At 66.7% G+C, this 13,944-nt stretch carries 12 protein-coding genes and 1 pseudogene; 7 read left to right on the forward strand and 6 right to left on the reverse strand.

Annotation, left to right across the window (positions count from 1 at the left end; all coding sequences use genetic code 11):
* Window positions 1-16: 16 nt before the first annotated feature.
* Together HEP85_RS40095 and HEP85_RS40100 are read right to left on the reverse strand one after the other, a co-directional pair.
* A complete protein-coding gene (locus tag HEP85_RS40095) occupies window positions 17-520 on the reverse strand; it encodes a hypothetical protein (protein WP_248002327.1) in 504 nt (167 codons plus the stop codon).
* A gap of 142 nt (window positions 521-662) precedes the next feature.
* Window positions 663-1,277: a GNAT family N-acetyltransferase gene (locus HEP85_RS40100; RefSeq protein WP_168532213.1), complete on the reverse strand. Its 615-nt coding sequence runs from the start codon at window positions 1,275-1,277 to the stop codon at window positions 663-665.
* Window positions 1,278-1,456: 179 nt separating this feature from the next.
* Between HEP85_RS40100 and HEP85_RS40105 the strand changes: the two genes are divergently transcribed.
* Window positions 1,457-1,711: a hypothetical protein gene (locus tag HEP85_RS40105; RefSeq protein WP_168532214.1), complete on the forward strand. Its 255-nt coding sequence runs from the start codon at window positions 1,457-1,459 to the stop codon at window positions 1,709-1,711.
* 148 nt (window positions 1,712-1,859) lie between these two features.
* Here the strand turns inward: HEP85_RS40105 and HEP85_RS40110 are convergent, their stop codons facing one another.
* Complete coding sequence (locus HEP85_RS40110; RefSeq protein ID WP_168532215.1) at window positions 1,860-2,555, reverse strand: hypothetical protein; 696 nt, start codon at window positions 2,553-2,555, stop codon at window positions 1,860-1,862.
* A 402-nt stretch (window positions 2,556-2,957) separates the two neighbouring features.
* Here HEP85_RS40110 and dnaE point away from each other — a divergent pair, with 402 nt between their 5' ends.
* Entirely contained in the window at window positions 2,958-6,551 is a 3,594-nt protein-coding gene (gene dnaE, locus HEP85_RS40115; protein WP_168532216.1) for a DNA polymerase III subunit alpha, read from the forward strand.
* Window positions 6,548-6,922 carry a DUF6300 family protein gene (locus HEP85_RS40120; RefSeq protein ID WP_168532217.1) on the forward strand — a complete coding sequence of 125 codons (375 nt, stop codon included), beginning with the start codon at window positions 6,548-6,550 and terminating at the stop codon, window positions 6,920-6,922. Before dnaE ends, HEP85_RS40120 begins: the two co-directional genes overlap by 4 nt.
* Window positions 6,923-6,926: 4 nt before the next feature.
* Here the strand turns inward: HEP85_RS40120 and HEP85_RS40125 are convergent, their stop codons facing one another.
* Window positions 6,927-8,048 carry an IS630 family transposase gene (locus HEP85_RS40125; protein ID WP_168532218.1) on the reverse strand — a complete coding sequence of 374 codons (1,122 nt, stop codon included), beginning with the start codon at window positions 8,046-8,048 and terminating at the stop codon, window positions 6,927-6,929.
* 121 nt (window positions 8,049-8,169) lie between these two features.
* Between HEP85_RS40125 and HEP85_RS40130 the strand changes: the two genes are divergently transcribed.
* Together HEP85_RS40130 and HEP85_RS40135 are read left to right on the forward strand one after the other, a co-directional pair.
* Entirely contained in the window at window positions 8,170-9,291 is a 1,122-nt protein-coding gene (locus tag HEP85_RS40130; protein WP_348772475.1) for an IS630 family transposase, read from the forward strand.
* Between the two features lie 22 nt (window positions 9,292-9,313).
* Window positions 9,314-9,874: a histidine phosphatase family protein gene (locus HEP85_RS40135; RefSeq protein ID WP_168532219.1), complete on the forward strand. Its 561-nt coding sequence runs from the start codon at window positions 9,314-9,316 to the stop codon at window positions 9,872-9,874.
* A gap of 263 nt (window positions 9,875-10,137) precedes the next feature.
* Here HEP85_RS40135 and HEP85_RS40140 read toward each other — a convergent pair whose 3' ends face one another.
* Window positions 10,138-11,691, reverse strand: a complete 1,554-nt coding sequence (locus tag HEP85_RS40140) for a glycosyltransferase family 39 protein (protein WP_168532220.1) — start codon at window positions 11,689-11,691, stop codon at window positions 10,138-10,140.
* A 148-nt stretch (window positions 11,692-11,839) separates the two neighbouring features.
* Here HEP85_RS40140 and HEP85_RS40145 point away from each other — a divergent pair, with 148 nt between their 5' ends.
* Complete coding sequence (locus tag HEP85_RS40145) at window positions 11,840-11,992, forward strand: hypothetical protein (RefSeq protein WP_168532221.1); 153 nt, start codon at window positions 11,840-11,842, stop codon at window positions 11,990-11,992.
* A 65-nt stretch (window positions 11,993-12,057) separates the two neighbouring features.
* On the opposite strand, the pseudogene HEP85_RS40150 reads toward HEP85_RS40145, so the two are convergent.
* Window positions 12,058-12,336, reverse strand: a pseudogene (locus HEP85_RS40150) (ATP-binding protein); the annotation flags it as partial.
* 196 nt (window positions 12,337-12,532) lie between these two features.
* Between HEP85_RS40150 and HEP85_RS40155 the strand changes: the two are divergent.
* Window positions 12,533-13,705: a tyrosine-type recombinase/integrase gene (locus HEP85_RS40155; protein ID WP_211118160.1), complete on the forward strand. Its 1,173-nt coding sequence runs from the start codon at window positions 12,533-12,535 to the stop codon at window positions 13,703-13,705.
* Window positions 13,706-13,944: the final 239 nt, after the last annotated feature.

Genomic DNA, 13,944 nt, shown 5'->3' on the forward strand with positions numbered 1-13,944 from the left:
GCCCAAAGCACTGCCCTCATTGCCAGAGGTCAGTTCCGTCGCGTCCACTGGGATCCATTGTCAGGAGGTCTTCATGCAGGCCCGACAGGGTCCGCCCAGTCGGAGAGCCATCTTCGCCCGACTCCATGACCACCCAGCCGGCCTCCACGCCCGACACGTTTAGATCGCCGCCGGCGTCCAGCTCGTCGAGCGTCGCGAACACCGCCTCATAGGCAACGGCTCGGACTAGGCGAACAAGGTCCTCCCGGTCCGTTCCGGCGGCAAGAAGGCGTTGCCCGGCGGGCAGTTGATCGAGCGAGCCTGGCTCGGTCCAGCCGTCGATCGCACCGTGCCACAAGTTTCGCAGTAGCACGAATCGCGCGAGCTGCGGAAGGTCTTCCATGACCTCCGACTTGATCAGGTCGACAGGATCAGTCACGCCGAGCGAGCTGAACTGGGCACACAGCGACTCCGCGGCGGCCTTCCGGGGCACGTCCAGGCTGTTCAGCCATTCCTGCCATGGTGGTTGAGGATCACTCACCGCAACAGCATGCCCTACCGTCAGGGACGGGGTCATCGGCGCATCTGTCTCTGCTGGCGCATCAGAGGCTGTGGTTCACGGACTGCGACCAGAGCCGTGAAATTCCCCAGGTTCACTCTTCGTTCCCCAGACGATTGCGCGATCAACGACGAGTCGGGCCACTCGCTCGTGGAGCTCGCGGGCTGCGCCGTGGGTCGTATCCCACTGAGTGGTGCGGGCCGTGGTCATCACTGCGGGAGACCCGGTAGAGCAAGCACTGGCGAAGCGGTCCCTTAGGCACACTCGGATCCTCAAAGTCGTCGGCCGGGTCCCGGGTCATGCCAATCCGGCGCATCACGGCCTGGGAACGAAGGTTGTCGACGGTCGTCGACGCAACCACTTCCGGCAGCCCGAGGGACTCGAAACCGAAGGCCAAGCAGGCGAGGGCGGCCTCGGTGGCGTAGCCGTGGCCCCAAGCCGAACGCATCAACCGCCAACCGATATCCACACCCGTGAACGGCATATCGTCGCCCGCCTCGTCCAAGCCGGCTCGGCCGATGAACTCACCAGTGTGGCGTGCTTCGAGTGCCCACCACCCAAAACCGCGCTCGTCGAACTCGGCCTGCATGCCTGCCACCACGGCATCGCTCTGCTCCCGCGTCAACAGTTCTCCCAGGTACTCTCGGACTTCGGGATCGGCGTTCATCGCCGCCCACGGTTCGAGGTCGGACTCCCGCCACGGGCGGAGCAGTAGACGATCGGTACAGAGCTCTCGCATGCCATCCAGCCAACCCGATCAAGAGCAGGACGTCGATCGGTTATACGGGCCCTGACGGCTACACCACCGGACGCAACCCCCATCAAGTCAAGCCGTCAAGGCGGCACTGCTACGGTCTGACCTTCTCCGCGGGCAGCACGAAGACATTCGACTTGCGGGACCGCTGACCAGGAGAGGGCATGACACACGGCTTTTATGCGAAAGAAGTCATAGGGCCTGACGACGTCACCTTCTCCACTGTGTGGCTGCTCGCCGGTTTCCTAGCGTTCGGCATCGTCGCGGTGGTCTACAACGCCTGGCTTGTCAAGAAGTCCGAAGAACCCAGGTTCAAGCAGGGTTGCATATTGGCCTTGAGCGCTACCGTCTACCTCGGCCTATTCTCGTACGGCTTCATCTGGGCCCTGGTACACGCCATCGTCAACAGCCAGAGATAGTCCAGTGCGACGATGCAGCCCGTCAGCACTCGCGTGGCGAAGACCTGCGTGAGCAACGAAAATCGGGCAGCATGCCCTGCCTCTGAGCTGAACTGCTAGTAGTGCCGTGACCGGCAGGGTTCACCGTGTCGCGGCGTCCGGCACGTCACTAGCTGGTCCAGGGCAGGCGGATGGCTTCGATCTCGAGGTCAGCGAGCAGCACCTCAACAAGCGGGCGGGGGCCACAGACCTTTGTGCCCCAGAGGTCGTAGTCGGTGCAGACGACCCAGGAGCGTTCGGCTGGCCACAGGTTGGACGGGGTGTATGGGATGTCCGGGTGGTCGAAGAGGGACTGAGCGTCGCCCAGGCGGCCAGAGCGGACCTGTCCTTTGTCGAAGTCCCGCGCGACGATCGGGTTGTAGTACGCCAGGCAGGCGGTATCCGCTCCCTGGGGGCTGTGCGCGGTGAGGAACCTGATCAGTTGGTCCCATGTCGGCCTGTCAAGACTGCCCTCGGCGGGCCATTCCATGGCGCCGGGCTGGATGCCCGCCTCTTTCGCGGAAGGGAAGCAGCGAAAACAGGGGTACCGGCCCTGCGGCACGACGGGATCGCCGATGCGGGCGGCCAGTTCCGCCCAGCGCAGCCGCTCCCAACCCGGGCCGGGGTGCTCGTTCCGACTCTGAGTGTCGTTGACCGATTCCCCCGCGGTTTCTCCGCGCTCATACATGGCGCCGAGCACCCAGGCTGCGTCGGGCCGCCCAGGTGCCTCGTAGCCGGTGAGGCCGTCGTCCTGGGCGAGTTCGGCGAGCCAGTCGGACTCGGAGGCGGGCGCGAGAGGCCACAGAGCGCGGATGTCAACGGGCATCCGGCCAGGCTACGGGCCCGGGCGACCAGCGCCGAGGCCCGGTGAACCATCCCCGTCACAGCACCAGCACCCATCGTCGTCGAGGACCTGGGTCTGTCTGGTGTTGACCCCGCCAGGGTCGCGCTATGCCAGAAACCGGCCATCTCTGTGCGATCTCGACAGCATCCCCGCAATGATCGCCAGCTGATGCATTCCATGCTATGTCGGGCTTGTAAAGATCGTCGTCGACACGCGCCGATCCGCCACGCCGAGGAGAGTTCCGACTTCGTTCTGTGAGAGTGCGAGGTCACCCGGGAAGGGCTTGGCCGAGACGATTTTGAGGTCGTCTCAGGGCCGGAAGTGATCATCCTTTGAGGGCTAGGGTGAGGGCCTTCCCGCGACTGCTCCGGAGGTGCCCTCCCAGTGACGGATTCCTTTGTTCACCTGCACAATCACACCGAATATTCGATGCTCGACGGCGCGCAGAAGCTCAAGCCGATGTTCGCCGAAGTAGAGCGTCAGGGCATGCCTGCCGTCGCCATGAGCGACCACGGCAACATGTTCGGTGCGTACGAGTTCCATCAGGTGTCCAAGGGCGTCGACGGCGTCAAGCCGATCATCGGGATCGAGGCTTACGTCGCACCGTCCTCGCGCCGGAACCGCAAGCAGGAGTTCTGGGGTCCGGGCGGCCAACGGGCCATGTCGGATGACGGTGAGGGATCGAAGGACGTCTCCGGCGGTGGCCGGTTCACGCACATGACGATGTGGGCGCAGAACGTCCAGGGTCTGAAGAACCTCTTCTACCTGTCGACCGAGGCCAGCTACACCGGTCAGTTCCCCGCAGGCAAGCCGCGGATGGACATGGAGCTGATCAGCGAGCACGCAGGCGGCATCATCGCCACGACGGGCTGCCCGTCCGGGGCGATCCAGACGCGGCTACGGCTGAACCAGTACGACGAGGCCCGTGAAGTCGCCGCCGCCTACCAGGACATCTTCGGCAAGGAGAGTTACTTCCTGGAACTGATGGACCATGGGCTGTCCATCGAGAAGGACGTCCGCGACGGCCTGTTGCGGCTGGCCAGGGATCTGGACATTCCGCTGCTGGCCACGAACGACGCGCACTATGTGCACGAGGACCACGCAGATGCGCACGACAACCTGCTGTGCATCGGGGTGGGCAAGAACAAGGACGACCCGAAGCGGTTCCGGTTCCAGGGCAGCGGCTATTACCTCAAGACCGCCGCCGAGATGAGGGAGCTGTTCGCGGAACTGCCGGACGCCTGCGACAACACCCTCCTGATCGCCGAGCGCATCGAGTCCTACGACTCCGTCTTCGAGAACGTCGACGAGATGCCGCAGTACCCGGACGTGCCGGAGGGGGAGACGCAGGAGTCCTGGCTGCGCAAGGAATGCCTCAAGGGCCTCGCCATGCGCTACGGCGCCCCGATCCCGGCCGAGGTCATGGAGCGCTTCGAGACCGAGATGACGGTCATCGGTCCCATGGGCTTCTCCTCCTACTTCCTCGTGGTCGCCGACATCTGCCGCCACGCCCGCGACAACGGGATCCCGGTCGGGCCCGGCCGCGGGTCGGCCACCGGCTCGATCGTCGCGTACGCGACCCGGATCACCGAGCTGTGCCCGCTCGAGCACGGCCTGCTCTTCGAACGCTTTTTGAACCCTGAGCGCATCAACCCGCCGGATGTCGACCTCGACTTCGACGACCGCCAGCGCGACGCCATGGTCCGCTACGTCACCGAGAAGTACGGCGACGAGTACACCGCCATGGTCAACACCTTCGGCAAGATCAAAGCCAAGAATGCGATCAAGGACTCCTCCCGGATCCTCGGCTACCCCTTCCAGCATGGCGAGCGCATCACCAAGGCGCTCCCGCCGGACATCATGGGCAAGTCGATCCCGCTGGACGGCATCTTCGACTCCGCACACCCGCGCTACGGCGAAGCCGGCGAAATCCGGACGATGTACGAGAACGAGCCGGAGGTGAGGAAGGTCATCGACACCGCCAAGGGTGTCGAAGGCCTGACCCGCGGCACCGGTGTGCACGCGGCCGCGGTCATCCTGTCCAAGACGAAGCTGACCGAACGCATCCCGCTGCACATGCGCGCCAAGGACGGCGTCAAGATCACCGGCTTTGACTACCCCAGCTGCGAAAACATGGGGCTGGTCAAGATGGACTTCCTGGGCCTGCGCAACCTGGGCGTGATCGACCACGCGCTGACGAACATCCGCGAGAACCGCGGCGTCAAACTGGCCACCGTCGACCCGGGCAACGGCGACACCAGCGTCACCGTGATCCCGCTGGACGACAAGAAGACCTACGAGCTTCTGGGCCGCGGCGACACTTTCGGCGTGTTCCAGCTCGACGGCGGCGGCATGCGCGCACTGCTGAAGCTGATGGAGCCCTCCCGCTTCGAAGACATCGCGGCCGCCCTCGCCCTGTACCGGCCCGGCCCGATGGCCGCCAACGCGCACACCAACTACGCGCTACGCCAGAACGGCAAGCAGGACCCGGACCCGATCCACCCCGAGCTCAAGGAAATCCTGGACCCGATCCTGGGCTCCACCCACCACCTGCTCATCTTCCAAGAGCAGATCATGGCCATCGCCCGGACCCTGGCCGGCTACACGCTCGGTGGCGCGGACATGCTGCGCCGCGCGATGGGCAAGAAGAAGCCCGAGGTGCTGGCCGCCGAGTGGCAGAAGTTCCACGACGGCATGGCCGACAACAGCTACTCGGAAGAGTCCATCAAGGCGATCTGGGACGTCATGCTCCCGTTCTCCGGCTACGCGTTCAACAAGTCCCACACCGCCGGCTACGGGCTCGTCTCCTATTGGACCGCCTACCTCAAGGCCAACTACCCGGCCGAGTACATGGCGGCCCTGCTCACCTCCGTCGGCGACGACAAGGACAAGGCCGGCATCTACCTCGCCGATGCCCGAAAGCTCGGCGTCACCGTCCTTGCGCCGGATGTGAACGAGTCGCTCGCCGAGTTCGCGGCCGTGGGCGACGACGTCCGCTTCGGACTGCTGTCCGTGCGCAACGTGGGCGACAACGTCATCGAATCGATCATCGCGGCCCGCAAGGCCAAGGGGAAGTTCACCTCGTTCTCCGACTTCCTCGACAAGGTCGATCTGCCCGCGCTGAACAAGCGGGCCGTGGAATCCCTCATCAGAGCCGGCGCCTTCGACTCCCTCGGACACACCCGCAAGGGACTGTCCGCCGCCCACGAGAGCGCCATCGACGCAGTCGTCCCGCTCAAGAAGGCAGCCGCCTACGGACAGGACGATCTCTTCGCCGGACTCGGCGACGCAACCGGCGATGACACCTTCAGCCTGGACGTGCCGGTCAGCGACGACGAATGGCCCCGCAAACAACTGCTGGCCATCGAACGCGAGATGCTCGGCATGTACGTCTCCGCGCACCCTCTGGACGGCACCGAGCACATCCTGTCCAACAACCGCGACACCACCATCGTCGATCTGCTGGCCTCAGGGCGCACCGAAGGTATGGTCCGCCTCTCCGGCCTGATCACCAGCGTCCAGCCCAAGATGACCAAACAAGGCAACGCCTGGGCCATCGTCAACCTCGCCGACCGTGACGGAACGATCGAGGTCCTCTTCTTCCCTGCCACCTACCAGATGGTCGCCGCCGCCCTGGTGGAGGACAGCGTCATCACCGTGCAAGGCCGCGTCAACGACCGCGACGGCACCATCAGCATCTTCGGGCAGGAACTGCAGGTCCTCGACGTGACCTCCGCCGAACGCGACGGCGCGGCCCCCGTCCAGCTTCGGCTGCCCTATCACCGCATCAACGAGCTGTGCATCAACGAACTCAAGCGCATCATGGGTGCCCACCCCGGCCAGAATCCCGTTCAACTCGCGGTCCGCGGCCCGCAGAAAACCATCGTCTACCAGCTTCCCTCGCTGGTGAACGCCGCTACCATCGCATCAGACATCAAGGGATCCTTTGGCCCGGAGGCGTGGCAAGGGGTGGCGTGAGCGAGGAAGCCAGTACAGGCGAGCCGCACGACTTAGAAGAGATCGTCCTCAACGTCGACGTAACACCACCGTGCCCCAACTGCAGCCGGCCGACGATACTGCTGGCCCGCTATCCCCACAGCTGGCCCAACAACAAGGGCGCCACCGTCAGCGGCTTCAGAGAGTCCGTGCTGTGTCGAGTCTGCGATCGCGATGACTCGGCCGTCGCGCCGCTGATCGCCCTTTGTGAAGAGGATGGTTCCTTCCCTGCCGACAAACTCGATGTCTTCGGGCCACTTGCCGAGGTATGGGTTGAAGACCGCCGGAACACGGCCGTCGACGAGGGACTCCTCAACGAGCAGGAGCGGCTCTGGCGAAGCGGTGAGCTCTAGCTTGCTAGTGTCCTGCGCCGGAGATCCGTCGGCAGATGCGGGCGAGGGAGTCGAGGATTTCCTCGGCGGTCTTGGTCCAGATGAACGGCTTGGGGTCTTCGTTCCAGTCTTTGACCCACGCTCGGATGTCGGCTTCAAGGGCCTGGATGTTCTTGTGTGCGCCACGGCGGATCATCTGGTGGGCCAGGTAGCCGAACCACCGCTCGACCTGGTTGATCCAGGAGGAGCCGGTCGGAGTGAAGTGCAGCTCGAACCGCGGGTGTTTAGCCAGCCAGGCCTTGATCGCCGGTGTTTTGTGGGTGCCGTAGTTGTCTACGATCAGGTGGACCTGCAGGTGCGCCGGCACCACTTTGTCGATGCGGATCAGGAACTTCTTGAACTCCGCGGCCCGGTGCCGGCGGTGCAGAGCGGTGATGACTTGACCGGTTGCGACGTCGAAGGCGGCGAACAAGGTGGTCAGGCCGTTACGGACGTAGTCGTGGGTGCGCCGCTCGGGCATGCCCGGCATTATCGGCAGCACGGGCTGGGAGCGGTCCAGGGCCTGGATCTGCGACTTCTCGTCCACCGAGAGCACCACTGCGCCCTCGGGCGGGTTGAAATAGAGGCCGACGACGTCGTAGACCTTCTCGATGAACAACGGGTCTGTCGACAGCTTGAAGGTGTCGCTCAGGTGCGGTTTGAGCTGGAACTGCCGCCAGATCCGGCCGACCGTGGACTTCGACAGACCACTGTGCTCCGCCATCGATTTCCTAGACCAGTGGGTGGCGTTCTTCGGCAGTTGTTCCAGCGTGGTGACCACGACCTCTTCCACCTGATCGACGCTGATGGTGGGCGGCCGGCCCGGCCTCGGCTCGTCGGCCAGCCCCTCCAGCCGTTCGGCGAGGAAGCGGCGCCGCCACTTGCGGACGGTGTCCGCTGTCACCCGCAGATCCCGGGCGACCGCGACAATCGGCGGCACTCCCGGCCCCGCGCACGCCAGCACGATCCGCGCCCGCAAGGCCAGGGCCTGGGCAGATGTCGCCCGACGCGTCCACCGCTCCAACACCGCCCGCTCGTCATCAGACAGCAGCAACGGTTCGAGTTTTGGGCCACGACGAGGAACTGACACACCAGCAGCAGAGGTCATGCACTTTCTAACGATCAACTACTGGCGCAGGACACTAGTGCTCTGACCACATTGGTTCGCCGGGTTGGTGGTCGGGGCGGTTGGATGTGCGGTGACGTCCGATCGGAGTGCTGGGGGTGCGGTGGCTGAGCCTGTCCGCGTGCGCAGGTTGACTGACCAGGAGGGGCAGAAGCTGCAGCAGATCGTGCGCCGGGGCAGCACCAGTTCGGTGCGCTTCCGACGCGCGATGATGCTGGCGGCGTCTGTCGGCGGGAACCGGGTGCTGGTGATCGCGAAGCTGGTGCAGGCCGACGAGGACACCGTCCGGGATGTGATCCACCGGTTCCATGAGATCGGCCTGGCCTGCCTGGACCCTCGATGGGCGGGAGGCCGTCCCCGCCTTCTCAGTACTGACGACGAGGACTTCGTCGTCCAGACGGCCACCACCCGCCCGACCAAGCTTGGCCGGCCCTTCACCCGCTGGTCCATCCGCAAACTCGCCGCCTGCCTGCGGAAATTCCATGGCAGGGTCATCCACATCGGCCGCGAGGCCTTACGCCGCCTGCTGGCCCGCCGCAGCATCACCTTCCAGCGCACCAAGACGTGGAAGGAGTCCCCGGACCCCGACCGTGAGGCGAAGCTGGACCGCATCGAGCATGTCCTGGAGCGCTTCCCGGACCGGGTCTTCGCGTTCGACGAGTTCGGCCCGCTCGGCATCCGCCCCACCGGCGGTGCGGGCTGGGCCCCCGCCAGTCACCCCGAGCGGCACCCGGCGACCTACCATCGCACCCACGGCGTCAGGTACTTCCACAGGTGCTACTCGATCGGCGACGACACGCTCCGGGGCATCAACCGCCGGAAGAAGGGTGCCGCGAACACGCTGGCCGCGCTCAGGTCGATCCGGGCCGCCCGCCCGGACGGCGCCCCCAACTACGTCATCCTGGACTACCTGTCTGCCCACAAGGGTGAGACGATCCGCCGCTGGGCGAAGAAGAACCGCGTCGAGCTGTGCTTCACGCCGACCTACGCGTCCTGGGCCAACCCGATCGAGGCGCACTTCGGGCCGCTGCGGCAGTTCACCATCGCGAACTCCGACCACCGCAACCACACCGTGCAGACCCGGGCCCTGCAGTCCTGTCCGCGTTGGCGCAATATGAATGCCCGTCACCCCGACGTGCTGGCAGCCCAGCGCCGCGAGCGGGCCCGTATCCGAAGCGAGAAGGGTATCCGCTGGGGAGGCCGCCCACTCGCCGAAGCGGCCTGACCCACCGAGAAGAGAGCCTCCGATGGCAGTAGAGATCATCTACGAGACCCACGCCACCACCACCGACAACCAGGCGGGCATCGCTACCGGCTGGCTCCCGGGCCGGCTCTCGGAACTGGGCCGTCGCCAGGCCGGGGAACTGGGCGAGCGCCGACGCGGCGACGCGCTCGCGGCCGTGTTCACCTCCGACCTTCACCGCGCCGTGGAAACCGCCCGGATCGCGTTCCCCGGCGGCAAGCCCGCGATCCATCAGGACATCCGACTACGCGAGTGCAACTACGGCGACCTCAACGGAACATCCGCCATCCTCATCGCCGCCCAACGGGCCCGCTGGATCGACGAGCCCTTCCCAGGCGGACAGAGCTACCGCCAGGTCCTGGCGGCCACCGACGCATTCCTCCATGACCTGGCCACTGACTGGGACGGCTGCCGGATCCTGCTGATCGCCCACTCGGCCAACCGATGGGCTCTGGACTGTCTGCTCACCGGAGCATCACTGGATGACCTGCTCGAAGCCCCACCTGCATGGCGCCCGGGCTGGCGCTATACGCTTCCCGCCGACTGGCCTGCCCCAACCCGGTGAACCTTCTGAGTCTGGCTTCGTAGGTGACGGCTGACTCCACTTGTAGGTCAGTTCTGACTCCACCTGGTGCCTGGGGGCCCCGATTTTGTAGATGAGAAATGACTCCACCTGGCGGCCCCGCTGTGGTGGCTCTGTTCTCGTGTAGCTACGACGTACGGACATGTAGCGTCGGATAGTGCTCGCGGCTGGACCCAGCGCGAGGACCAGTGGTGCAGCGGTGAGGACGCTTCATGCCGTCCGGCCCTTACCGCGGGAGCGGGGCGTCACGCGTAGTTGCGCAGTTCGGGCCACATCTCGCCCCAGGGGCGGCGGGGGCCTGTACAGATGTAGACGTGGCCGCCCCATTCGATGTTGTGCACGCCGTCGGGGTTGGAGAGCGTGGCGGCCACGCGGACGTGCCGGAAGTACTGGCGCAGATGGGCGGCGTACTCGGGGGCGTGGTCGGGGCCGGGGGCGACTGCCACCACGGTCGTGGCGTCCGGGTTGCCGGGGCCCCACCACCAGTCGGTGTTGTGGGCGCTCACGGCGGTGGGCAGTCCGGTACCGCGGCCGAGTTCGTTGATGGCGCCGGCCTCGCCGTAGTCCGCCGCGAAGATCACCGCGTTCGCGCGCTGCCCGGGCGGGAGCCCGGTCCATACCTGCCGCACGGTGCCGACCAGTTGGGGCCAGCCCAAGGATTCCCCCGAATTCGAGTTGATGTCGTACGTCCAGGCCACGTCGGAGGGCGGCAGCACCGGCAGCACGATCACGGCGAGCAGCGCGGTCGAGGCTGCGGTTCCGATCATCAGGCCGCGCAACTGGTCCGGGCGGGAGTGCAGCCACCCGTCGAGTCCCACGGCCCCGGCCGCCAGCAGACACACGTACAGTCCGCCCAGGTAGTAGACCTGCGCTCCGGTCGTCACGGCGAACAGCACGAACAGCACGGCGTAGGCGGTCACCAGGCACCGCCACAGCGCTCGGCGGGACTGCCACAGGAACCGGAGGCCCGCCACCCACAGCACCGTCATCGCCAGGCAGGACATGCCGAGCTGCCCCACGATCCAGGTGAGGATGTTCCCCGGGCCTCCGTTCTCCCCGTTCAGCGCCCGTGTCATCTCGAACATGGCCCAGCCGTGCCGTGCCTGCCACCACAGGTCGGGCAGCACGAGCAGCACGGCTATCGCGGCGCCCGCGAGCAGTCGGCGGTCGGCCGCGGTCCGACGGGCCGGGCCGAGCAGCGCGGCGGCCAGCAGGACGATCCCGAAAATAGCCGCGAGGTGGTTGAATTCCGCGCCGATGCCGACCAGCGCTCCCGCGGCGAGCCACCACCGCGTGTCGCCGGTGCGGCCGATCCGTACGACCACGAGCGCGATTGCCGCCCACGCCAGCACTTCGTACGACGTGGTGTTGGCGACGTGCGCGCCACCCAGCAGGACGGGCATGGTGCCGGTCGCGACGGCCGCGAGCAACTGCGCCCGCCGCGCGCCGCCGAACTCCCGCGCGGTCATCCCGCCCACGACCACCGTGCCCGCGGCGGCCAGCGCGGGCCACAGCCGCAGGCCCGCCTCCGAGACCCCGAACAGCGACAGCGAGACCCGGGCCAGCAGCGGCGCCAGCGCCGGCTGGTCCACGTAGCTCGCCTGGAGGTGCCGGGCGGAGTCGAGGAAGTACAGCTCGTCGATGTGGAAGCCGTAGCGCGGGGACAGCGCCATCAGCACGGCTAAGACCACCCCCGCGACGGCGAACACCCGCCGGTCCAGCGGTGCGATCCGCCCGCCGGCCTTCCCGGCCTCGTCCGCATGCCGCCCCACGTCCGCCATGTCTGTCGCGTCCGCCATCCCGGCCACCCCCGCTGCTCGGCCCCTCGGTCGCGTCGTCCGCGCGGCCGGGGCGGCCTGGCGCACACGGCTCCCGGGCCGCTCGTACCTTACGCACCTGCTCCGCGTGCGGCGAAGCGCCCCAGACCAGGCTCTGACGCTCCGGTCGGTGTTGCACGACTGCGAACAGCGGATCCGCTGCCAGGACCCGCGGGATCCGAAGTGGCCGGTGGAGCCTGTATTCGCCGAACAGACTCTCCGCGCCCTGGCCCTGCCCTTCGAACTGCACCCCAAGCGGCAGGACGCGTGGTTTCCCGGATGACTTCAACGGCTCTCCGGCCAGAAGGACGTCCACGCGCTCGACCCCGCAGGACGGCGCCGTCTTCGTCAGCCTGCGGCGACCGCGGCGGCGGCCTGCTGCTCGGCGCGGGCGCGGGTGGCCGCCAGACGGTAGGAGTCGGTGCCGGTCTCGATGATGTTGCCGCCGAACGTCAGCCGGTCCACGATGGCCGCGCAGAGCCTTGGATCCGTAAAGGTTTTGGTCCAACCTCCAAAGGATTCGTTGGAGGCGATCGCCACAGAATTCTTTTCCTCACGCTCCGTCAAAACCTGGAACAGCAGATCCGCCCCGCGACGATCAAGCTCCATATACCCTAGTTCGTCAATCTACGTGGATATCCGCATAGATCGATCTATGCCGAGTTCGCGACTATGCCGATTGTGCGGGGCGAAGGTCTCTTTCGCGTGAACGCATGCTTGTTGGTCTCTGCATAGTTGCCGCGCTGGGCAGTCCTTGATCTTGGGGGCAGGGGGCTCCCGGGGAGGGGGTGGCGATGGCGGGATCGCGCAGAAAGCCGGTGTTTTGGCATCGCAGGTCGAGGGCTATCGGGCCTGGCTGGCGGAGCACGGCTACACGAAGCTGACGATCCGGAACATGGTCAAGGACCTGGGCCAGGTCGGAGTGTGGCTATCGCGGCGGGGACTTCAGGCCGCTGACCTCAGTGAAGATCGACTACAGCAGTTTTTGTCCGACCAGTGGGAGGTCGGCCGTCGTCGGCTGCCCGGCCCGCGCGGCATGAGGCCGCTGCTGACGTATCTGCGCCAGGCCGCGGTCGTCCCGCCCCCGTTGGTGGCACCGTCACCGCTGGAAGATGTGCTGGTGCAGTACCGGTGTTGGATGGTGGGCGAGCGCGGCCTGTCCGCGGCCACCGTGCTGCGCTATGAGAACACCGCCCGCCGATTCCTGTCCGAGCAGGTCAAGCCACCCGGGGTGTTCACCCCGGGTGGCTTGACCGGCGCGGACCTCAACGCCTTCCTGCTACGGGAGTGCGTACGGGTCTCGGCCGGTTCGGCGAAGGGACGGGTGGCCGAACTCCGGTCACTGATGCGGTTTCTCCACCTGCGCGGCCTGACTCCGCTGAGGCTCGGTACGGCCGTGCCGCCGGTGGGTGGCTGGCGCCTGGCAACGGTGCCACCCACGATGGCTGCAGCCGATGTTCAGCAGTTGCTGGACCACTGCCCGCGCGAAGGAGCCGTCGGCATCCGCGGCTACGCCATCCTGATGCTGCTGGCCCGCCTGGGCCTGCGCTCGATCGAGGTGGCCCGGCTACAACTGGACGATGTCGACTGGCGGTTGGGCGAGATCGCCATCCGCGGCAAGGGACGCCGGGAGGACCGACTCCCGCTACCGGTCGAGGTCGGCGAGGCCCTGGTCGCCTACCTCTCCGGGGCCCGCCCACGGGGGAGCACTCGTCGGATCTTCGTTACCTGCCGAGCTCCGCACGGACCGATCCGGGCGGACCTGGTGGGCGATGTGGTGGAACGGGCCTGCCTGCGTCCCGGATTGCCCAGAGTGGGCCCGCACCAGCTGCGGCACGCCCTGGCCGGGGAGACGCTGCGGCAGGGCCCTTGGCTGATGGCGATCAGCCAAGTACTCCGTCACCAGGACCTGGCCACGACCGCGCTTTACGCGAAGGTCGACTTCACCGCACTGCGCGAGGTCGCTCAGCCCTGGCCCGGACAGGGGGCAGCGTGACCGCGCTGCGGCAGGCGCTAGAGGATTACCTGCGGCTTCGCCGGTCCCTCGGGCACAAGATGGCCGAGGCGGCCTGGCTGCTGCCTGACTTTGTCACCTTCCTGGAAGAGCGCGAGCAGACCCGTGTGACCGTCGCCGCCGCGCTGGCCTGGGTGAAAAAGCGGGAGGGTGAAGTGGTGACGACCGTGAGCCCGCGGCGCATCACCGCGGTCCGCGGCTTCGCCCGCTATCTCAGCGGG

It is taken from the genome of Streptomyces sp. RPA4-2, assembly GCF_012273515.2.
In the GTDB taxonomy this organism is placed as follows: domain Bacteria; phylum Actinomycetota; class Actinomycetes; order Streptomycetales; family Streptomycetaceae; genus Streptomyces; species Streptomyces kaempferi.

Bases quoted from the DNA above. Each gene is read 5' to 3' on its own strand.
- HEP85_RS40100 (WP_168532213.1), bottom strand. From the start codon at position 1,277: ATGCGAGAGCTCTGTACCGATCGTCTACTGCTCCGCCCGTGGCGGGAG.
- HEP85_RS40105 (WP_168532214.1), top strand. From the start codon at position 1,457: ATGACACACGGCTTTTATGCGAAAGAAGTCATAGGGCCTGACGACGTC.
- HEP85_RS40110 (WP_168532215.1), bottom strand. From the start codon at position 2,555: ATGCCCGTTGACATCCGCGCTCTGTGGCCTCTCGCGCCCGCCTCCGAG.
- HEP85_RS40125 (WP_168532218.1), bottom strand. From the start codon at position 8,048: ATGACCTCTGCTGCTGGTGTGTCAGTTCCTCGTCGTGGCCCAAAACTC.
- HEP85_RS40135 (WP_168532219.1), top strand. From the start codon at position 9,314: ATGGCAGTAGAGATCATCTACGAGACCCACGCCACCACCACCGACAAC.
- HEP85_RS40140 (WP_168532220.1), bottom strand. From the start codon at position 11,691: ATGGCGGACGCGACAGACATGGCGGACGTGGGGCGGCATGCGGACGAG.